This window comes from uncultured Victivallis sp. (genome assembly GCA_944389935.1).
Lineage (GTDB): Bacteria > Verrucomicrobiota > Lentisphaeria > Victivallales > Victivallaceae > Victivallis.
This window is the reverse complement of record CALXOE010000063.1, coordinates 1-16,596: the sequence shown is the minus strand read 5'-3', so window position 1 is coordinate 16,596 and position 16,596 is coordinate 1. Positions and strand designations below refer to the sequence as shown.

Below are 16,596 nucleotides of genomic sequence, written 5' to 3'. Positions count from 1 at the left end.
CCGGAATGTTCCGGGAAAAGCCGTTGACGGTCTCTTTCGCCTTTCCGGTGTGGGGGGGGGTTGGATCTGAAAGAAGTTGCTACAACAGGAGATGTTACTAAGATCGTCTCAAACGCCTTTCGGCTTTGGGGGTGGGTTGGATTCGTCGATTGGGTCAGGGACCACGGCCGTGGCGAATCGTCTCAAACGCCTTTCGGCTTTGGGGGTGGGTTGGATACCGGGACACAATATAGTCTCAGCATCAGAAAATTACAAGCACTTTTCGGCATGGGAGCCGTTTTTATCCGTGCCATAACCGGAAATCCGTGCGCTTTTCATCCGTAAAAAACAACGGAATCCATTCGCCTCAAAGCTTTTTCACCATTTCGGCATGGGACTGCCTGTTTCCCCCTTTTTCCCGCCATGCCGAAAACCCCGATACAACCCTCAAACAATGTACAGCAGAACTTTCCGCGGACGCTCCACAACTCCCGCACTGCGAATCTCCGCCACACACCCCGCGCAAATCCGATAGGAGATCAGACGATCTTCTTCCGGATCAATCAATTTCAGCAGACGTTCCCAGAACTCCTGAAACACCTGCTCTTCCAGATCGCATTCAAATACACTGTATTCTATGCGCAGCCCATAGTCCCGGCAGACTGCCGATACCTTGCGCAACCGCCGCGCATCCGCAACATCGTAAGCAACCAGACGAAGCATATTACGAAAAACCTCCCGCGCCGGATCGTACACCGCCGGAAACCCGATCCCATATTCCCCCGGATCAGGGCATGTGGAAAAACTCAACATCTTCCTCCCCCTCCAGAATCCGGAGCACCGCGCAAACCTGACGCTCAATGATCTGCCGGAAATCCGTATGCTCCCCGCCGGGTTTCAACGAAAATTTCCGTGCCATCGTCTGCTCATACGCCGTAAAAAACAACTTTTTCCCGTCGTCCGTCAAATAAGTCCCCCCATCCTCCGCATCAAACCGGAAATGCTCCGGCCGCAGAATCCGATGGTTCAGCAGATGCAGCGAAAGCATATCACACAACGGCGCCCGCAACGGCTCAAGCAAATCCAACGCCAACGCCGGCAGACTGTATTCCACCGTATGCAGAAAACCGATGCCCGTCTCCAATCCGTGCAGCCGCAGACAGGTTTCGATCTCCCCGAGCACAATCGTGTAACTCCAGGAAAGAATCGAATTCGCCGCATTCAGCGGCGGCTGCCGCGAACGCTCCACAAACGGCAGCTCCGGCGGAAAAAAATCCGCGAGACGACGGAAATAACAGGCCGCCGCCATCCCCTCCATCCCGCGGAGAACATCCCCTGCCAGACGCCTCCGCCGGATCTCCATACAGGAACGGCGAAGCTGCAGCGCAACGTCCCGCTGTTTCGGCAGATCCGATTCACGACGGGCCGCAGAAAGCCGCTGCAGCACCCGCCGCGCATTCCGGATCTTCGCAAAAATCAGCCGGGCAGCAGCGGCATTGCGCACCCCCTCCTCCCCGAAAAGCCGATACTGCCGGATGCGGCGGGCTGCATTCACCCGGTTTCCCGAATCAATCGCCCCCAGCCACCTGCCACGCGAAGAGAGGAACATCACCGGAATCCGCAGCGACATCAATTTATGAAGCACCGGCAGCGTCACAATCGGACGGCCGCAAATCACGACCCGCTCCACATCATGAAGCGGAACCACAGAACGGTCCAGGCCGTCGACACCGGATTCCAAATGCCGGATCAGCTCAAGGTGTTCCGACTGCAGCCGCACCGAAACCGTATCCCGGGTGATGACCAGTGACGGCATTCGTTCAGTGCCCCTCCGGGCAGATCATTTTCTCCAGACAGGTGGCCAGACCGAGCAAATTACCCATCTCCACCACCCGTACCCGCAGATCCGCCGCACGCCGCCGCCCGTAGGAATCCAACGGCTGGTAGCTCGCCAGAATCATCCCGGTGAAAATCCCCGGCCGCAGATGCAGACTGTCCAGCTTGTAGAGCGGCGGCGCGCTCTTCGCATCTTCATCCAGACCGGCGGTCTTGCATTCAATCAGATACAACCGGTTGTTGTACAGAAATGCCGCGTCGATCTCATTGGAAGTGTTGCTCCCGCTCTCGATCACGATGGAAGAGGCGTAATCCTGCAGCTTCACCCGGCGGTTCAACTCCCGAAGTTCGCTGCCCACCCAGTCCTCCAGCCAGAACCCCCGGCAAAACCGGCGGCCATCCTCATCGGCAAACTTGATCTTTTTGTCATCATAATAACGGATCGCCCCCTGATCCTGAAAGAGTTGGAGCAGCTCCCAGGATTTTTCCGGAACGTCGTTCCGGGCGAAAAGCGTCTTTTCCGCCCCGCCGGCCAGATAATTGAGCGTTCTGAGCGAGTCGCTGTACCGGGAACACTCCCCGAACAGAGTCCGGCAGAGCAGTTCGGTCTTCGCGGTCGCCTCTCTCCGCTTGGAAGAGACCACCCGGTAACCGTGAATGGCAAAGAAATCACTGATCTTCAACTGCCCGGCAATCGGATACTCAGGTGCGCCGTCCTCCGTGATGCACTGAATCGTGTTCCGCTCCGGATTGATGTAGAAACAGGGAAAATCTTTCCAGAAAAACTGCTGTGCCGCGATGGTCATGAGCTTGGTTCCGCCGGTCAGATTGACGCCGGTTTCCGACTCGCGGCCGGAAAATTCCAATGCCAGATTCAGAAATTTCTCCTGAAGCGTGGCGAAGTCGTAGGCGCTGCCGAGCTCATAGATCCGCGACCGGATCTGGTGGCGCTTGAAATAATCCGCCAGAATTTCGCCATTCCGGCGCATGTCGTCCGTCGTGCAGAGAATGACCTCCTCCGGTCGGATCGACTTGTCCATGACCGGGAGCACGTTCGGAGTCGGCTGCCCGGAGACCATGACGATATGAGTGTGAAAACGGTCCATCTTTCTCCTTTCTTCTCATCACTGCCAGACAAGATGCAGACACTGCCAGCTGCAGATCTCCTCCGGCTTGAGTTCATCGCCGACCGACGGCCGGAAGCTCCGGCGGCAGTCCGGGGAGAGAATCCAGCACTCGCGGAACACTTCGCCGCCAAGAGAGGGAAACGCCTCCGGGGAGAGCGTCAGCACAGGACGCTCCTCCGCCGGAGAGAGATCGAACCCGACTGCCGCCGAGGCGGCGCGCAGTGTGTTGGCATGCCCCCAGAATGAGACGATGCGCCTCCCCGCCGCCGCCCGCCGAAGTTCCTCCAGCGGAACAACATCGACCGTCAACCGCCGCCGCATCAACGTCAGCGGAAACGTATTCCCGATCAACATCGACTCCGTCACAATCAATCCTCCGTCAACTCTCCATAAACAAAATCGATATATTCATTCAGAACTTTCTCGCTCAAATCACGATTCCGAATCATCCCCGACGGGAATATCGTCATCGTAAGGCGCAGTTTCCCATTCTCCCTACGGGAGAGGTGAAGCCACGCCGGCGAAGCAAAGCGGGTCTGCCCGCCGTTCCGGGCTGCCGCCAGATCCGGCTGCAGAATCTCCGGCGGCTTATGGTGGTGTCCTATCTGCCGCTGCAGCGGTCTGGCATTCGGACCGTGAATCTTGCGGGGAAGCCCGAGAACAGCTTTCCTGTCCTTGTGCTTGTTCTCCTGTGCAAATCTCTGAACGGCGTTCCCGAGTCGGGCGAGAGCGGCCCACGCATCAGACGGAAGCCCCTCCACATCAACGACATTTTTAAGTTCAAAGGCGTACTCGCACGATCTCCGCGAACTCGGCAATCCGCACTTTTTACAGAAAGCCCCGGCCATGTTCAGGCATTCCTGCTCATCCCAGGCACCATCCCACTGGAGCGAGCCGAACCCGTTGCGGGACTTGGAACCGACACCGCCCAGCCGACAAAGCAGAGAAAGTGCTGCAAAGAGTTGATTTTCAATATCCTGCGCAGTGATAACGCACTCTCTGCCTCCAACCCGGATTGTCCGCTCCCGGCGACCTCCCCTCACGGAAGCAAAAAGCTCCCACCGGGCATTCGGTTCCACGTAAAACCGCTGCCGGAGTTGTCCGCCGCTCCTCTCATCCATGCCGTAAGCGAGGTAATGCAAACCGGTACTGCGTTCCGGAATATTGTGCTGTCGCGCAAAATGACTGCTGATGGCAAAACCGTCTTTGTAGTTGAATTTCCGTACCGTTTTCTGCAGCGTTTTCAACCGAAGAACGATCAAACTGCTCTTCGACGTGTCCCCCCAGATCGCATTCTGCAGTTCCCGCAGGACCGGTTCCTCCAGATAGTTCCGGTAGAGAGCACGCCACCACCAGCGCAGCATCCCGCGCAGCGACGGAATCCGCAGATCCGTGTCCCGGTCACTCTCCTGATCCGCCCCGCCGAAAAAGCCCGGCGTGACCAGTGTCAGCGGAATCGCTTCAACCGCAGGGGAATCCGGAATGAACCAGCCGTATCCCGCCGCCGTTTTGGCCCCGACACCATACTCAAACAGTGCATTGCGGAGAAGATCCTCCGCAAGTTTGCGATCCTCTTCGGACGCCCGTGCGGTACTCTTCACGATAAAACGGAAACGAGCACCCTTTTCCACCGCGAGAAAGAAACTCGGCACCGGATTCGTATAATCATTCCCGCCGTGCGGAGTCTGGACATCCACGATCAGTTTCCACGCGGAATCCGCAGGAAACGCCGGCAGAAACGCGACACTTCCGGAGCTCACCGATTCCGTCCGCTGACGTTTGTCCGGACAGATCACCCGATCGAATTCCTCCACGTTCGTCGGATAACCGAACAGCCGTTTCAACGTCGCCGGATCCAGAGCGTTTTCCCGGAATCGCTTTACAGCTTCCCGCAGTGCAACTCCCTTGAGCGCCGAACCGGGAATCTGCGGCTCATTGAAAAAACGATGCAGGCAGAGCCCCGCGTTCTCAATCAACCCTCCGGAATGGTCCACCAGAAGCCTGCCGCCGGTGGTCAATACAAATCCCTCCGTCACTTCAGGCCGCCGGTATCGGGATGCGGTATTGTTGGCAAGTTTGCATACCGCGTCAAGCTGTTGGCGCTGAATGTTCTCTCTCCTGTCATGCTCATTGATGAACGTCAGCTTGTCCAGCCGCAGCGAAGCGGATTGCAGCGCCTTGAGATCGCCGCCCAATGCCGAACCGACTGCTGCCGTAAAAGTCGGTATGCTCATACTATTTTCCTCCCTCTCCCTTTTCCGGCTTCTCGGCAAAACGGCGCAGATAATTGAGATATGCCATCGCTTCGGAAGTGATGCGGCGCATCTCTCCGGAATCAGCCTCCGTCAGCTCTTTCAGAAAAGAATCAATCCCGTCTGCCCGTGATGCCTTGACCGAACGCAAATGGGTGATAATCGCCGCAAAGCAGTCGGCATACCCCTCCCCCGCTTCCCGGGCAAACGCCAGAGCCCCGAGAATACCGTTGTCCCGAATCATCGTCGGAATCTTCTTGACGACTTCGCCTTTTTCTTTCGCACCCATTTTTTTTCTGGCGGCTTCAATCGCGTTTGCAGCGCGGATCTGATCGAGATTCTTCATGATGCTGTTCCTCCTCTCAGTTGAGCGTTACCGTGCAATAGCCGAGGCCGATCGTCTCATCGCCGCCGATCTGCAGAACATTTCCGGCGGATTCGAGTTTTTCCCGCACCCGGCTCAAGGCGTCGGAAGCCGAAAACTCTTTCCTCCCCTCCGCCCCCAGCACCGCGTAGAACATCGTCTCCGACGGAACCTGCTCCTGGTTGAACAGCGCACCGGAAGCAACCGTGCCGGTCTCATCATCAACCCGAATCCGCGTCACCACCTCACAGGCCTGCTCGACAAAATAACTGAACATCTCGTCACTCACCACCACCAGACGGGTTTTCACCTCCTGCCAGACCGGATCCGCCCCGAGCTTTGCAAGGGTCTCCGCAATGGCGGAAAGCTCTTTCTTCTGAACCGCAAACTGGTACTCCTCAAGCACAACCGTACCGCCGCCGAGAATTACCTCATCTGAGACCGCCGCACACTGATCCTCTTTCAGCCCGTCGAGGGAATCCACATCCAACTCGAAACCGCCATCCCGCTCCAGACGCCGCAGCGCCAGCGGACAGGTGATCCAGGCGAACGAACCTTTCGCGGAACGCACCGGAAACGCCAGCACCCGCGCCTCGCCGACCAGCAGCTGCCCGGCTTTCGCCTCCGGCGCTCTCGGATCATCCTCGCCGAACAGCTTTTTCCCCTCGTCCGTCCGCCGGAAGTTCCCGTCGTTCCAGAGATCGGCCAGCACCCCTTTCAGACTGCTGCCGGGAATAATCGGAATCCGGGTGTGCCGTTCGCGCATCACCGGCGAGTCGATCGCCCCCACCGAATTTCCCGCTCCGACATGAAGAGGAGTACGAGTAAAAATCGCGAAGATCTGCTTTTCCATCATTCTGATTCCTTTCTGTTTCTCTGTCGCTTATCGTTGAAACTGTTACAGTTGAATATAATTCCACCGGCCGCAGACACCGAGTCCCAGCCCCTGCTCCCCCAGCGCATCCGGCTTGGTCCTGCCGTGCAGAATGCGGCTGAGCCGCTGCGCATCCTCCGGACTCCCGCACTCGAAGTAGTAGACCGCCCCCGCCGGCACCAGCAGCCGGGTCGCTTTCGGCGCACCCGCGGCCGGATTCCAGCCTGAGACCGCCAGAGGTTTCGGAACAAACGCCGCAACCATCCTGGCATCAACGGCTTCACTCTTGTTCTCGCGGAGCATCACCGCCCCGCTCCTCCGGTCCACCCAGCCCGGAATCCAGCCGCCGCAGAAAAACGCGGGCGAGAGCAGCACCCATTTCACCCGATTCCCCGGAAACGTCTCCGGAGGCGGTCCAATCAGCTCACTCCGACTCCGGCAGCACTCGAGGTGCGCGGTTCCGCGCTGCCCGCCGAAGATCAGGTCACAACGGTTCGTCTCCCGGAACAGTTCCCCGAGCAGATCGGTCTCCTCCCCGTTGTATTTTTTCGCCGTGCAGGAGGCGAACGCCGCCATCGAAACCCCTTTCTCCAGCCGCAGATATTCCGCACTGTAAAACCGGCCATCCTCCACGGCCCGCCGCCCGGCATCGATCCCGATTCCCGGCCGCGCCTCGGAGAGATAGAGCTCCCGCGCGGAGACCGTCCGCAGCTTCTGCGTCTCCCCGGCCAGATAGAGCGAAAGTTCCGACAGCAACAGCCACTCCCCCGGCCTCTCTTTCGTCGCCCCGGAAAAACTCCCGACCGGATACTTCAGCGGCTCCGGCAGATTGGACACCCCCCGCTCCGGCAGCAGCATCGGAGCCGCAACGCCTCCCTGCGCCAGCAGATCGGCCGGAGTCGCCGCCAGAATCCCCTCATCCGTCTTCGGGAACGGCCCCCAGCTCTTCAACCCTCCCAGATGAAACCGGACTCTGCCGCGTTCGTGTTTTTTCCGCTCCGAGTCGGTCCAGCGATGGTGTTCGCTCTCCCACTCCCCGAGCCGGTCGGCAAACCGGCGCTGCAGCGCCGCCAGCAGTGCCGAATGAAACAATGCCGGATGCGGCCACAGCGACCCGACCCCGTCGGAACTCCCCCCGATCGGACGGCCGTCGCGGAAGTAAAGAACATCCCGCGGATGCAGTTCAAGTTCGTAATTCATGCCTGATTCCCCCCTTTGTCACTCCCGGAACGGTCGCGCCAAATGAACGCATCCGTCAGAAACAGTTTGTCAAAATCTCCCCAGCGCTTCTTCGCATCAAGAGCGTCCAGATATGCCAGACACTTCTCTTTCAATTCATCCCGCAGTTTTCGCGACTCCGGTTTTTCCTGTATCTGTTTTTCCAGCACCTGCTCGAGTTCGCAGGCGATCACCTCGCGCGGATGGAATTCCGGGGCAAAACTCTCCTCGCCCGCCTCCAGCCGGTACGGCGTCAGCAACTCAGCAAGTACATAGGGGAAACGCCCCGAAACAATCTCCTGCGCCCGCATTTCCCGAAACCGCCGCAGGAGCGGCAGCGCGCCGTCCTCCCAGTTCGCGCCCCAGTGGATGATCTCCCCGCCCCGTTTCAGCAGCGAAACGGCAAAGGCACTTCGACCGTAACCGTGCTTCGCCCGGCTTTCCGCCCGACGCGCCTCGGCCACCACCCGCTGAAGCGGGTCGTGCGCATGCGCAATGGCGATTCCGCAGGAGACCCCGGCCCGGCAGCCCGGCACCAGAATCCCATCCTGCCAGCCGCTTTCCCCGCAGAAAGCATTCCGCAGCGTTTCGGCGCAGTCCAGCGCATTCTTCGCCGGGAGCGCCGCCAGAACATCGTCACCGCCCGCGTAGATCAGGCAGCCGCCGTGCTTCTCGACGATCCCGCCGGCAAGTTTCGAGGCGAAATTCGCAAGCGCTTCGCTGAACTGCAGATGATAGCCCGGCGTAACCTGCCGCCGCAGCTCCGGAGTGACGCCGAGACGCTCGAAATACGCCCGGGTGTTCTCCCGGAGCTGCTCCAGAAAACCGGGCGTCTTCTCCCCGCTGATCCACTTGCCCATCTCGTCGCCGTCCATCGCGAGAATCGCGAAATAGCCGTCTTTCCCCGCCAGCTCCGGCGTCGAATCGAAATGCAGAAATGACCGGAACCGGCTCACCGGGATCCCCAGCGCCTTGACGAGATAACCGTCATCGGGAGAACACCAGAGGCGCTTGATGATGTTCAGCGCCCCGTACGGACCCTCGTTCTCCTTGAACAGATCCTGCTTCTTTCTCCAGAACGCCTCGTCGCCGATCACCTCTTCTTTGCCGGTCAGCATGTCTTTCGGCGTGCCGTCCTGATGGTCATCCGTGGCGAAAGCGGCAAAGTCGCGCGTGTTGCGGCGCGCCGCAAGACGCAGGCTCACTTCCGCGAAGTTCGCGCCCCAGGCGAATTCCGGGCGATTGAGTTTCCAGCTCCGGTCCGGATGGGTGCAGCGGTCCGGAAATTCGCCGCAGCGTTCGCATTTGCGATAGGATCGGCCGTCGCGCTCGTTTTCCGGAATGATCTTCTCCGCCAGAAACCGGGCTTCCCGCATGCGCACCGCCTGAGCCGGATCGATCTTCTCCAAAGCCGCGAGCGCCGAATCGAGATCAGAGTTGAACGGCAACGTCTGCCAGGTGATCTGCGGCATGAGCTCGAGCTGCTTCTCCCAGCGCGGACGCCAGGCGGAGATATCCCGCTCCGCCAGATTTCCCAGCGCCCGGAAGCAGTGATCGCCGATCCGCGTCAACTCCTCCCGCACCGCCTGTTCTGCCCGGCGCGCCAGCTCCTCCGCCCGCGAGGCGGGAACGAGTGCCAGGAAACGGTTCGGGATGGTCGGATGAAACAGAGAGTGTTCCGCTTTTTCCGCCCCCTCGCCCGAGCCGTACAGCCGTTGCCACAAAGTATCGGTCCGGCCGCCTTTCCCCTTGTAGGAAACGTGTTCAAAGAACTCCCGGTTGACCGCATCGAAGATCCCGAGTCCGCGCAGAGCGGGGAATATCACCGAAGCGGGGCCGATCTCGTCGGTCACGGCTTTGATCGCATGACCGGTCAGCCACGAAATCAGATACGACCCGCTCCACAGATCACGGGTCGACCGGGCCGCGGCAATGAACTCCTGAACCGGCCCGAGCTGAAAGAGCAGAAACGCCGGTTCCAGACGGGAGCCGCCGCTCTTCCGGCACGCCTCGAACGCCGCCGTCAAATCCATGTGCAGCCAGATCGCGTGATCCGGAATGCGCGAGTCGGCCGGCAGAGCCGCCAGCGCCGGATCGATCGCCGCGCTCTCCTCGCGCCAGCGGCGCCAGAGCAGAAAGAAGAATGCGCGCCACGACCCCGCCTGAATCCCGCCGAAACTGTTCTGCAAATTCTGTTCCGCCTGTCCGACGGTGCCGCAGGAAATCTTCCTCTCCCCCGCCCCCAGCGGATGCTTGATGATGCCGTCGAAAGGTCCGCCTGCTTTCGCGAATCGATTTGGAAAAATCACCCGGTCCGCAGCCGCTGCGGCATGATCCGGCGTCGTCTCCCAGGGATAGGAATCCCGGCTTTCCGTCATCCCCTCGATCCGCAGATCTTCACTTCCCTCCGGACGATCGATCCACACGGTCCGGATGAAAGATTCGGCAAACTCCTCATGCCTGCCGAGATCCAGCACCTTGTGCGGGGGATCGTGAAGATACGCCAGAACCATCCGCTTGAATTGTTCTTCCCGTTTGTCCATCTTTTCTCCTTATGTGAGTTGGTTGCCGATTTCGACCGCCCCGGGAGCGGCGGCCGGCAGTGCTGTTCCCGCAGCACAAACCGACCGCGCACATTCCGCAAAAAACGCAAATTACCGGCGAAGCACGTTGCAGAGTCCCCGATACGCACAGCCCCGTCCGATGCCGTCCAGCCGGGATTCAATCGAATGGGGATAACGGAAATCACTGAGAAAACTCCGGGTATCCCGGTTCGACGCATTCGGAGAAAGTGTATCGACAGAGTCCGGTGTGCCGGCAGACGCAGATGTTCCCGGTTGAGAGAAAAGGAGATGTCGCAATTCAGGCTTTTCCTGAGCTGAGACCAGACACCGGACTCAAAGAGCTTCGTTCTGAGACAGGTTTCCCCCGCAAGGGGCGTGATGAACACCGCTTTCCGGGGTGGATCACCGGAACGGGCGAGGGCAAATACGGTTTCCAACACGACAGCCGGAGACGTTCCGCAAAGGGAAATGAGGACACGGATTCGCGCGTCAGCGTTTTGTTCCACCGGAAAACCTCCCGCTCAGCAACATGAATGTTCCGCCGATCCGCGGAGAGACTCCGGTACTCCCCCCCTCCCGGAAATACCGATTTCTCCTCCGCTGTTATTAAGGTAACACATGGCAGAGAGATTTCAATGCGATTCGCAAAAAAAACAGTGCGGAATCAGTCATGCTGCACGGGAAAGATCCGCCAATCAATCAGTTCTTCTCAAGTTCCCCGATGATGGTTTTGAGCATGGCAACGCAGCGGCTTTTGGCCGTGTAGACTCCCGAAACCGACAAATCGAGAAACTGCGCGACCTCCTCCGGCGGTTTGTTCTGAAGTGCGTACATCTCGAACGCCAGCCAGGTGACGGATTTGACCCGTTTCTTCAATTCCGTGCACGCCATGGAGAAAACGTGTTTCTCCCACTCCTCGTCCCAGGCTCTCTCCCACGCCTCGTCGGAAGTCATTTCCGGGAGCTTTTCGCGCAGTTCAAAGCGGGGGCGTTTGTGGTAAATGCGGATCGCATGATTCCGGATGATGCCGCGCAGAAAATGGCGAAAGCGGCCGCGAGCCGGATCGTAACGGAACATCACATGATCGGGAACATGGTCGATGTCGTAGTTTCCGAGGATATTCTTCCGGAAGATTTCGGTCATGACCTGCTGAACGAGTTCCTGACGCTCGTCGTCGGTCAGGCCGCAGTCGCGGCCGCACAACAGAATCAGCGGTTTGTACGCGGCATAGAATTCGTTCCAGGAGAGTTCGTCGCCGGAACGAACCCGGCGCAGCAGAGATTTTCGGGTCGTATACATAGTGCCTCCATAATGCTGTTTCCACTACTTACTATGAAACAACATCGCGGATCTTTCAGAGTCATTGAAAATTCTTTCCGAATTTCACCGTCCCGATCACCTGCTCGAACTGCTCGCGCAACTCCGGGAACACCGGGACGGCTGCTGTCAGAACAACGTTTATACTGTTCTTCCCCTGCGGAAAAAAGTAACTCAGCCCCCGATATTTATCCGGCTCGTTGGAGAGGTAGATCCTGATGCACGGCCGTCCGTCGACTTCAATGCGGGAGATCTCGTAAATCTCCGTCTTATAGCCAAATTCTCCTTGCAACATGCTCTTCACGCAGATTCGCAACTCATCGTCGGACATAGCCATAAGCTCCCCTCCCGGGATCGGCACGGGCAGGATGGTGATGTTGTTGGCAAATTCTCCAGTGAAATTGATGATGATATAGTCTATTCCCAACTTAAGCAGAGTGTTAGCGAATTCGAGCCGTTTCCGTTCCTGTTCGCTCATTTCCTTTTGACCCGCCTCTATAACGACTTGTTTCACGGTTTCTTCAGTGATGGGATCCCAGTTGAAAGGGATGGTCATGGAAAAGTCTGCCTGTTTGCTCTGGAACGTTTTGGTCTCTTCGTCCGCGAGATCGTACGGTTTCTCCGGCAGGAGCAGCCAGACGATCCCGCCGAACACGCAGAGAATCAGCAGAGCCGAAAGCCAGTGCCGACGCAGCCGTTTCCCCTGCTGGCGCAAGGCGCGGAACATGGAGTCTCCGACACGGCGCATCGTATTGAGGAAACGTTCCTTGCGCGTTTCTCCATGCAGGATGATCCGTTCGGCGCGATCGAGCAGCTGGCGGATCTCGTTCGGGGAGGCGCAGCGTTCGGCCGGATCGGTTTCGCACAGCGCAAGGCAGAGATGAACGAGCTGCTTTGAGCCGCTGTCCATCGCAGTGCTCGCGGGAAGCGAGGGGAACTCCTCCGGCGATTTCCCGGTGAACGCACAGTAGATCACTTTCCCGAGCGCATAGAAGTCGCCACGGGAAACGACGGGGGCCTCTGCTGTGAAATTGTCCGACCGCATCTCCGGCGGCAGAAACGCCAGCGTTCCGGCCATATGGGTGAGCATGGTCTGTTCGGAAGCCATCAGCCCCATGTCTCCGATGCGGGCCTTGCCGTTCACAAACAGAATATTTTCGGGTTTGATGTCGCGGTGGAAGAGGCCGGCGGCGTGGATGACGGACAACCCCTCGAGGATATCGCGTGCGATCCGGATGAGCGCGAGCGGCGGAATCCGTCCGGCGCGGAGGCGGTACGCGAGCGTATCCGGCACGTAAGAGTCGCCGTCGAGCGCAGCGTTGTCCGCCGCATCCATGGTGTAGAAGAAATTCTCCTCATCCTCCCCGACGTGATGGATCTGCAGCAGTTCCGGACTGGTTTCAGTGAGGGAACGGTAATAGGTGACGCCCTTGAGTTCGCGCCGCCACTCCCCGCCGAGTTTCTGTTTCGGAATGATTTTGACTGCCAGAATTTTGCCGGAAAGATCGCGGCAGCGATAGACCTCGCCCAGTGCGCCGCTGCCGCAGAATGTCAGCAATTCCAACCCGTGAAAATCAGTTCCGGTTCGCATTTTGTTGCTCCTCCACATTCAGATCATTCGTTTTTAATCTAACATAAAAACGTTTTATTTCCAGAATAAAACCGGAAATTCCGATAAAATATTTAGAATCGACTTTGACAAATCCGGGAAATGGAATATATTTTTTATATACTGGATTTTTCCGGTTGTGCTGAAGAAAACCGCAGATCAGTCATCGGACTTGTACGATAAAACTTGCAACTCTTATCAGTCACTCAAGGATCCGAATACTGGGCGTGCACGGGATGATTGTGCCTCGACTCCGGAGGAGATTCCCGCGGCACGTTCTGTTTTTTCGTTGAGTGACGGGGGGGGTAAAAACCTTTCGTTCGACAGAAAACGGAGCGTTTTCTGCACTTTTTCCGACTTTCCCTGCAAGATCGACCCATCGACAAGTCAGTTAGCTCTAAGGAGAGGTGTTCCGGGAGGGAGCGTCTTCCGCACGCACGAAGAAACTTGCAAAGTACCACGCACTCGGCGGAAGCGTCCCTGCCCCGGCGCCTCTCCTCTCAAAAGACAATCTGTGCCGGTATCGGAAAAGATTGGTGCACGGCGGAACAAATGTAAACAGGGAGGTTGCAATGAGCAGTAAATTCAGCAGGCCAATCGGGCTCGCGGCAGTGGTGGTTTGTCTTTTCGTGTCACTTTGCGCAGCAGCAGGCGAATCACCGGGAGTCGTCGCGCCGGAAATGCGGAAGCTCGAATATCAGGTTCCCTGCCTGACGGTTTACGCGGACGGCAGCCACGGGCATATCTCCCGCCTCCCGCTTAAATTTACGCGAACCGGCGATGACAAGCCGCTGCGGATCCTGATCGGGGACGACACCCCCGGCGGCAGCGGCGAGACGATCCGCAACAGCGTCTGGCTGGCGGCGGTCACTGCCGCGATGCTGCGCAACGACACGATGCACGGCGCCACCATTTCCGTGGAGTTTTCCGGAAACATCGACGGGCCGAGCGCCGGCGGCGTGATCTGTCTGGCGATCCTCTCGGCTCTGGATGGGCGCCCCCTGCCGAACGACTTCGCGATGACCGGCACAATCCTGCCGGACGGAACGATCGGCGTGGTCGGCGGAGTTCCGGAGAAAATGCGAGCGGCGGCCCGCTCCGGTGTCCGAAAAATCTTCATCCCCGCCTTTCTGCGGATCGTGAAAGACCCACGGGGAGAAGAGGTTGACTTGAGCCGACTTGCGGAAGAGCTCAAGGTCGAACTGTTCCGGGTGACGAACATCTCCGAAGCGTATGCCGTTCTCCACAATCAGCCTTACTCCGGCGACGGATACGTGAATGTGTATGAGATGACGAAACTTCCTGCCGCAACGGAAGATGTGCTTATCGCACATTACAAGGCGCTGCGGCAGGTCGTGGAGGAGAAACTTGCGGAGAATCCCGAGCTTGCGGAACTTCCGCTGCTTCCGGCTTACCAGTTTTCTCCGGCGAAAGCGGAAACGTACTATCATGAGGGGAAACTTCTGCCCGCCACGGAACTGATGTTCCGCTCCAGACAGGCCTGGCTGGCGTGGGAAAAGACTCTGGCGTTTGTCAATGAGTTCGACAAGAAATATGACTCTTTCTGGGATCAGCTCGTATCATCCGAAGCCAAATTACGGAAACAGATTTCGGCTTTTCGCAATGATCTGCCCGGATATGAACGGAGGTACTGTTACGAACAGTGGCTTCTCGGCGAAAAATACAGGAAAAAATACTATCCGGGCGAACACTCTTTCACCGGGTATTACCCTTTCCGGAACGGACAGACGGAGATCTCGGCCCAGTTGGAGTCGGTCGGCACGGACTCGCTTTTATCAGGGCAGCTGTCGCTCCTGAAATCGTGTCGACTCGAAGAATCGGCATTGAATCAGGCTTCGGAAGAAGATCTCAAAAAGGCCTGGTGGAATGAGTGGAAGATCCTGGCATTTACCCATCTTTCGCAGATGGACACTTCTCCTTACAACGAATTTCTCGGGGAGTTGGGCGATACACTGCCGCGGCTGCGTCCGAACCGGCGAGCTTCCGAGGTGGAGCGGCTTTTTCACTCGGGAGCGCACGCAGTGGGTTCCGCGGCCTGGGGAAATCTGCAGGAAACAGTAAATGCGCTGGCCGCACGCGGAGAGCAGATTTCCGCGTCTGAGCTTTTCCAAATGGATTCGTTGCTGCCGGTGTTTCAGCTGCTGCAGCAGTCTGCTGATTCTGCTCACAACAGACTTTCTCCCCGCTCGGAAAAGAGGGCGACTTTTCCGGATTACCAGCTGCAGGCGTCATTGAAGTTGCAGGTGGAGACGCTGGCGGCGGCGTCCGCGGTGCTGGTGACCTACGATGGGAATGACAGCAATGACTTCATCTCTCACCTCCGGCGGAACGCGCGCGAAGCGGCGATCCGCAACATCAGCGAATGCGTCAAAGCCGGAATCCCGTGTTTACCCGCCATCTGCGACTTCGAGATCGCCGAGGGAACCAACGATTCACCGACGGCCATTCTGATCCCCTACTGGCGCGCCTCGCTCTACTCCAAGGCGTTGCTGATGAGCTTCCGGCAGGAGTGATCGCCGGCTGACATTCCGGGATTTCCGACGATACAGCAATCATTTTTCACGAAAAGGATCATTATGGAGTTCATCAATTTCACGCCGCATGTCATTGTTTTAAATAACGGGACGGTTATTCCGCGGAGCGGTTCCATCGCCCGGGTTTCGGTTCGCTACGGTGAATTCGATGCCAACGGGATCGCGGATGCGGAACTGGTTCCGCATTTTGAAATTCCGGCTCCCCGGGAGGGAGTCATCTACGTTGTATCCGGGCTGATAGCCCATGTTTTGAAGCGAAGTGACGTGGTCAGTCCGGCATCGACACATCCTGACTGCCGCCGGGACGCGACGGGACAGCTTATATCGGTCCCCGGATTCTTTCGCTTTGCATGAATCCGCCGCAACTGAATATCGAAGAAAACAATAGAGGCACAGGGAATGGATGATACGAACAGCAGGAATATGCCGGCTCGGAAAAACCTTGTGCCTCTGTTCGATTCGAGTTTCGGAATTTCTGTTTCCGCCATCGGGCTGGCAGCAGGAGCAACCCTCCAGGACGAGACCGCGAATCAAAAACATGGAGCCGGCTGTCGGAATCGAACCGACGACCTGCTGATTACAAGTCAACCGCTCTAGCCAACTGAGCTAAGCCGGCAAATCCATTCTCTATAATATAGCACCTCTGCTCCCGTTGTGCAAATCATTCCTCGCCGTTTTCTCCCGTTTTCAATGCATCTCATCATAATCACTTCTTTTTCATGCAAAAATTGCATAAAAATAGAAAAAATTGCCCCGCCCCTATTGACATTTGCATATTTTTTGGTATAATATATAACGTAACAGAAAGGAATAACACAATCTCCAAAACATTTCGGTTCGTTAAAATGCAAAGGAACGAAACTATGAAACAGAGATTCACCCTCATCGAGCTCCTCGTGGT

General features: G+C 57.7%; 14 protein-coding genes and 1 tRNA gene. 2 read left to right on the top strand and 13 right to left on the bottom strand.

Going from position 1 to position 16,596, the window contains the following annotated elements:
• Window positions 1–426 precede the first annotated feature (426 nt).
• The 11 genes from cas2 to Q0J85_RS14185 form a co-directional block, all read right to left on the bottom strand.
• Window positions 427–702 carry a CRISPR-associated endonuclease Cas2 gene (cas2, locus tag Q0J85_RS14235; RefSeq protein WP_294482836.1) on the bottom strand — a complete coding sequence of 92 codons (276 nt, stop codon included), beginning with the start codon at window positions 700–702 and terminating at the stop codon, window positions 427–429.
• A 64-nt stretch (window positions 703–766) separates the two neighbouring features.
• Window positions 767–1,795 carry a CRISPR-associated endonuclease Cas1 gene (gene cas1 / locus Q0J85_RS14230; RefSeq protein WP_294482834.1) on the bottom strand — a complete coding sequence of 343 codons (1,029 nt, stop codon included), beginning with the start codon at window positions 1,793–1,795 and terminating at the stop codon, window positions 767–769.
• A gap of 4 nt (window positions 1,796–1,799) precedes the next feature.
• Window positions 1,800–2,921, bottom strand: coding sequence for a DUF1887 family CARF protein (locus Q0J85_RS14225; RefSeq protein ID WP_294482831.1), 1,122 nt, complete (start codon window positions 2,919–2,921; stop codon window positions 1,800–1,802).
• Window positions 2,922–2,939: 18 nt separating this feature from the next.
• Complete coding sequence (locus Q0J85_RS14220; RefSeq protein ID WP_294482829.1) at window positions 2,940–3,308, bottom strand: hypothetical protein; 369 nt, start codon at window positions 3,306–3,308, stop codon at window positions 2,940–2,942.
• A gap of 2 nt (window positions 3,309–3,310) precedes the next feature.
• Window positions 3,311–5,176: a type III-B CRISPR module RAMP protein Cmr6 gene (gene cmr6 / locus Q0J85_RS14215; RefSeq protein WP_294482828.1), complete on the bottom strand. Its 1,866-nt coding sequence runs from the start codon at window positions 5,174–5,176 to the stop codon at window positions 3,311–3,313.
• A gap of 1 nt (window position 5,177) precedes the next feature.
• Window positions 5,178–5,540, bottom strand: coding sequence for a type III-B CRISPR module-associated protein Cmr5 (locus Q0J85_RS14210; RefSeq protein WP_294482827.1), 363 nt, complete (start codon window positions 5,538–5,540; stop codon window positions 5,178–5,180).
• Between the two features lie 16 nt (window positions 5,541–5,556).
• Window positions 5,557–6,414, bottom strand: coding sequence for a type III-B CRISPR module RAMP protein Cmr4 (gene cmr4, locus Q0J85_RS14205; protein ID WP_294482825.1), 858 nt, complete (start codon window positions 6,412–6,414; stop codon window positions 5,557–5,559).
• Window positions 6,415–6,456: 42 nt separating this feature from the next.
• Window positions 6,457–7,632 (bottom strand): type III-B CRISPR module-associated Cmr3 family protein, encoded by a 1,176-nt coding sequence (locus Q0J85_RS14200; protein WP_294482824.1) that lies wholly within the window; start codon window positions 7,630–7,632, stop codon window positions 6,457–6,459.
• Complete coding sequence (cas10, locus tag Q0J85_RS14195) at window positions 7,629–10,193, bottom strand: type III-B CRISPR-associated protein Cas10/Cmr2 (protein WP_294482823.1); 2,565 nt, start codon at window positions 10,191–10,193, stop codon at window positions 7,629–7,631. Before cas10 ends, Q0J85_RS14200 begins: the two co-directional genes overlap by 4 nt.
• A 720-nt stretch (window positions 10,194–10,913) precedes the next feature.
• Entirely contained in the window at window positions 10,914–11,513 is a 600-nt protein-coding gene (locus Q0J85_RS14190) for a sigma-70 family RNA polymerase sigma factor (RefSeq protein ID WP_294482822.1), read from the bottom strand.
• Window positions 11,514–11,574: 61 nt separating this feature from the next.
• Window positions 11,575–13,122 carry a protein kinase gene (locus Q0J85_RS14185; RefSeq protein ID WP_294482821.1) on the bottom strand — a complete coding sequence of 516 codons (1,548 nt, stop codon included), beginning with the start codon at window positions 13,120–13,122 and terminating at the stop codon, window positions 11,575–11,577.
• Between the two features lie 590 nt (window positions 13,123–13,712).
• Here Q0J85_RS14185 and Q0J85_RS14180 point away from each other — a divergent pair.
• Together Q0J85_RS14180 and Q0J85_RS14175 are read left to right on the top strand one after the other, a co-directional pair.
• Entirely contained in the window at window positions 13,713–15,674 is a 1,962-nt protein-coding gene (locus tag Q0J85_RS14180) for a S16 family serine protease (RefSeq protein ID WP_294482820.1), read from the top strand.
• A gap of 63 nt (window positions 15,675–15,737) precedes the next feature.
• Window positions 15,738–16,049, top strand: coding sequence for a hypothetical protein (locus Q0J85_RS14175; protein ID WP_294482819.1), 312 nt, complete (start codon window positions 15,738–15,740; stop codon window positions 16,047–16,049).
• Between the two features lie 185 nt (window positions 16,050–16,234).
• Here Q0J85_RS14175 and Q0J85_RS14170 read toward each other — a convergent pair.
• Both Q0J85_RS14170 and Q0J85_RS14165 read right to left on the bottom strand, forming a co-directional pair.
• Window positions 16,235–16,311 (bottom strand) — tRNA-Thr (locus Q0J85_RS14170).
• Window positions 16,289–16,596 (bottom strand): hypothetical protein (locus Q0J85_RS14165; RefSeq protein ID WP_294482818.1); only part of this gene is annotated, 308 nt, incomplete at its 5' end. The genes Q0J85_RS14165 and Q0J85_RS14170, both read right to left, overlap by 23 nt.

Coding starts and splice junctions, on each gene's coding strand:
- Q0J85_RS14200 (WP_294482824.1), bottom strand. CDS start 7,632: ATGAATTACGAACTTGAACTGCATCCGCGGGATGTTCTTTACTTCCGC.
- cas10 (WP_294482823.1), bottom strand. CDS start 10,193: ATGGACAAACGGGAAGAACAATTCAAGCGGATGGTTCTGGCGTATCTT.
- cmr6 (WP_294482828.1), bottom strand. CDS start 5,176: ATGAGCATACCGACTTTTACGGCAGCAGTCGGTTCGGCATTGGGCGGC.
- Q0J85_RS14180 (WP_294482820.1), top strand. CDS start 13,713: ATGAGCAGTAAATTCAGCAGGCCAATCGGGCTCGCGGCAGTGGTGGTT.
- Q0J85_RS14225 (WP_294482831.1), bottom strand. CDS start 2,921: ATGGACCGTTTTCACACTCATATCGTCATGGTCTCCGGGCAGCCGACT.
- cas2 (WP_294482836.1), bottom strand. CDS start 702: ATGCTTCGTCTGGTTGCTTACGATGTTGCGGATGCGCGGCGGTTGCGC.
- Q0J85_RS14185 (WP_294482821.1), bottom strand. CDS start 13,122: ATGCGAACCGGAACTGATTTTCACGGGTTGGAATTGCTGACATTCTGC.
- Q0J85_RS14190 (WP_294482822.1), bottom strand. CDS start 11,513: ATGTATACGACCCGAAAATCTCTGCTGCGCCGGGTTCGTTCCGGCGAC.
- Q0J85_RS14175 (WP_294482819.1), top strand. CDS start 15,738: ATGGAGTTCATCAATTTCACGCCGCATGTCATTGTTTTAAATAACGGG.
- Q0J85_RS14210 (WP_294482827.1), bottom strand. CDS start 5,540: ATGAAGAATCTCGATCAGATCCGCGCTGCAAACGCGATTGAAGCCGCC.
- cmr4 (WP_294482825.1), bottom strand. CDS start 6,414: ATGATGGAAAAGCAGATCTTCGCGATTTTTACTCGTACTCCTCTTCAT.
- cas1 (WP_294482834.1), bottom strand. CDS start 1,795: ATGCCGTCACTGGTCATCACCCGGGATACGGTTTCGGTGCGGCTGCAG.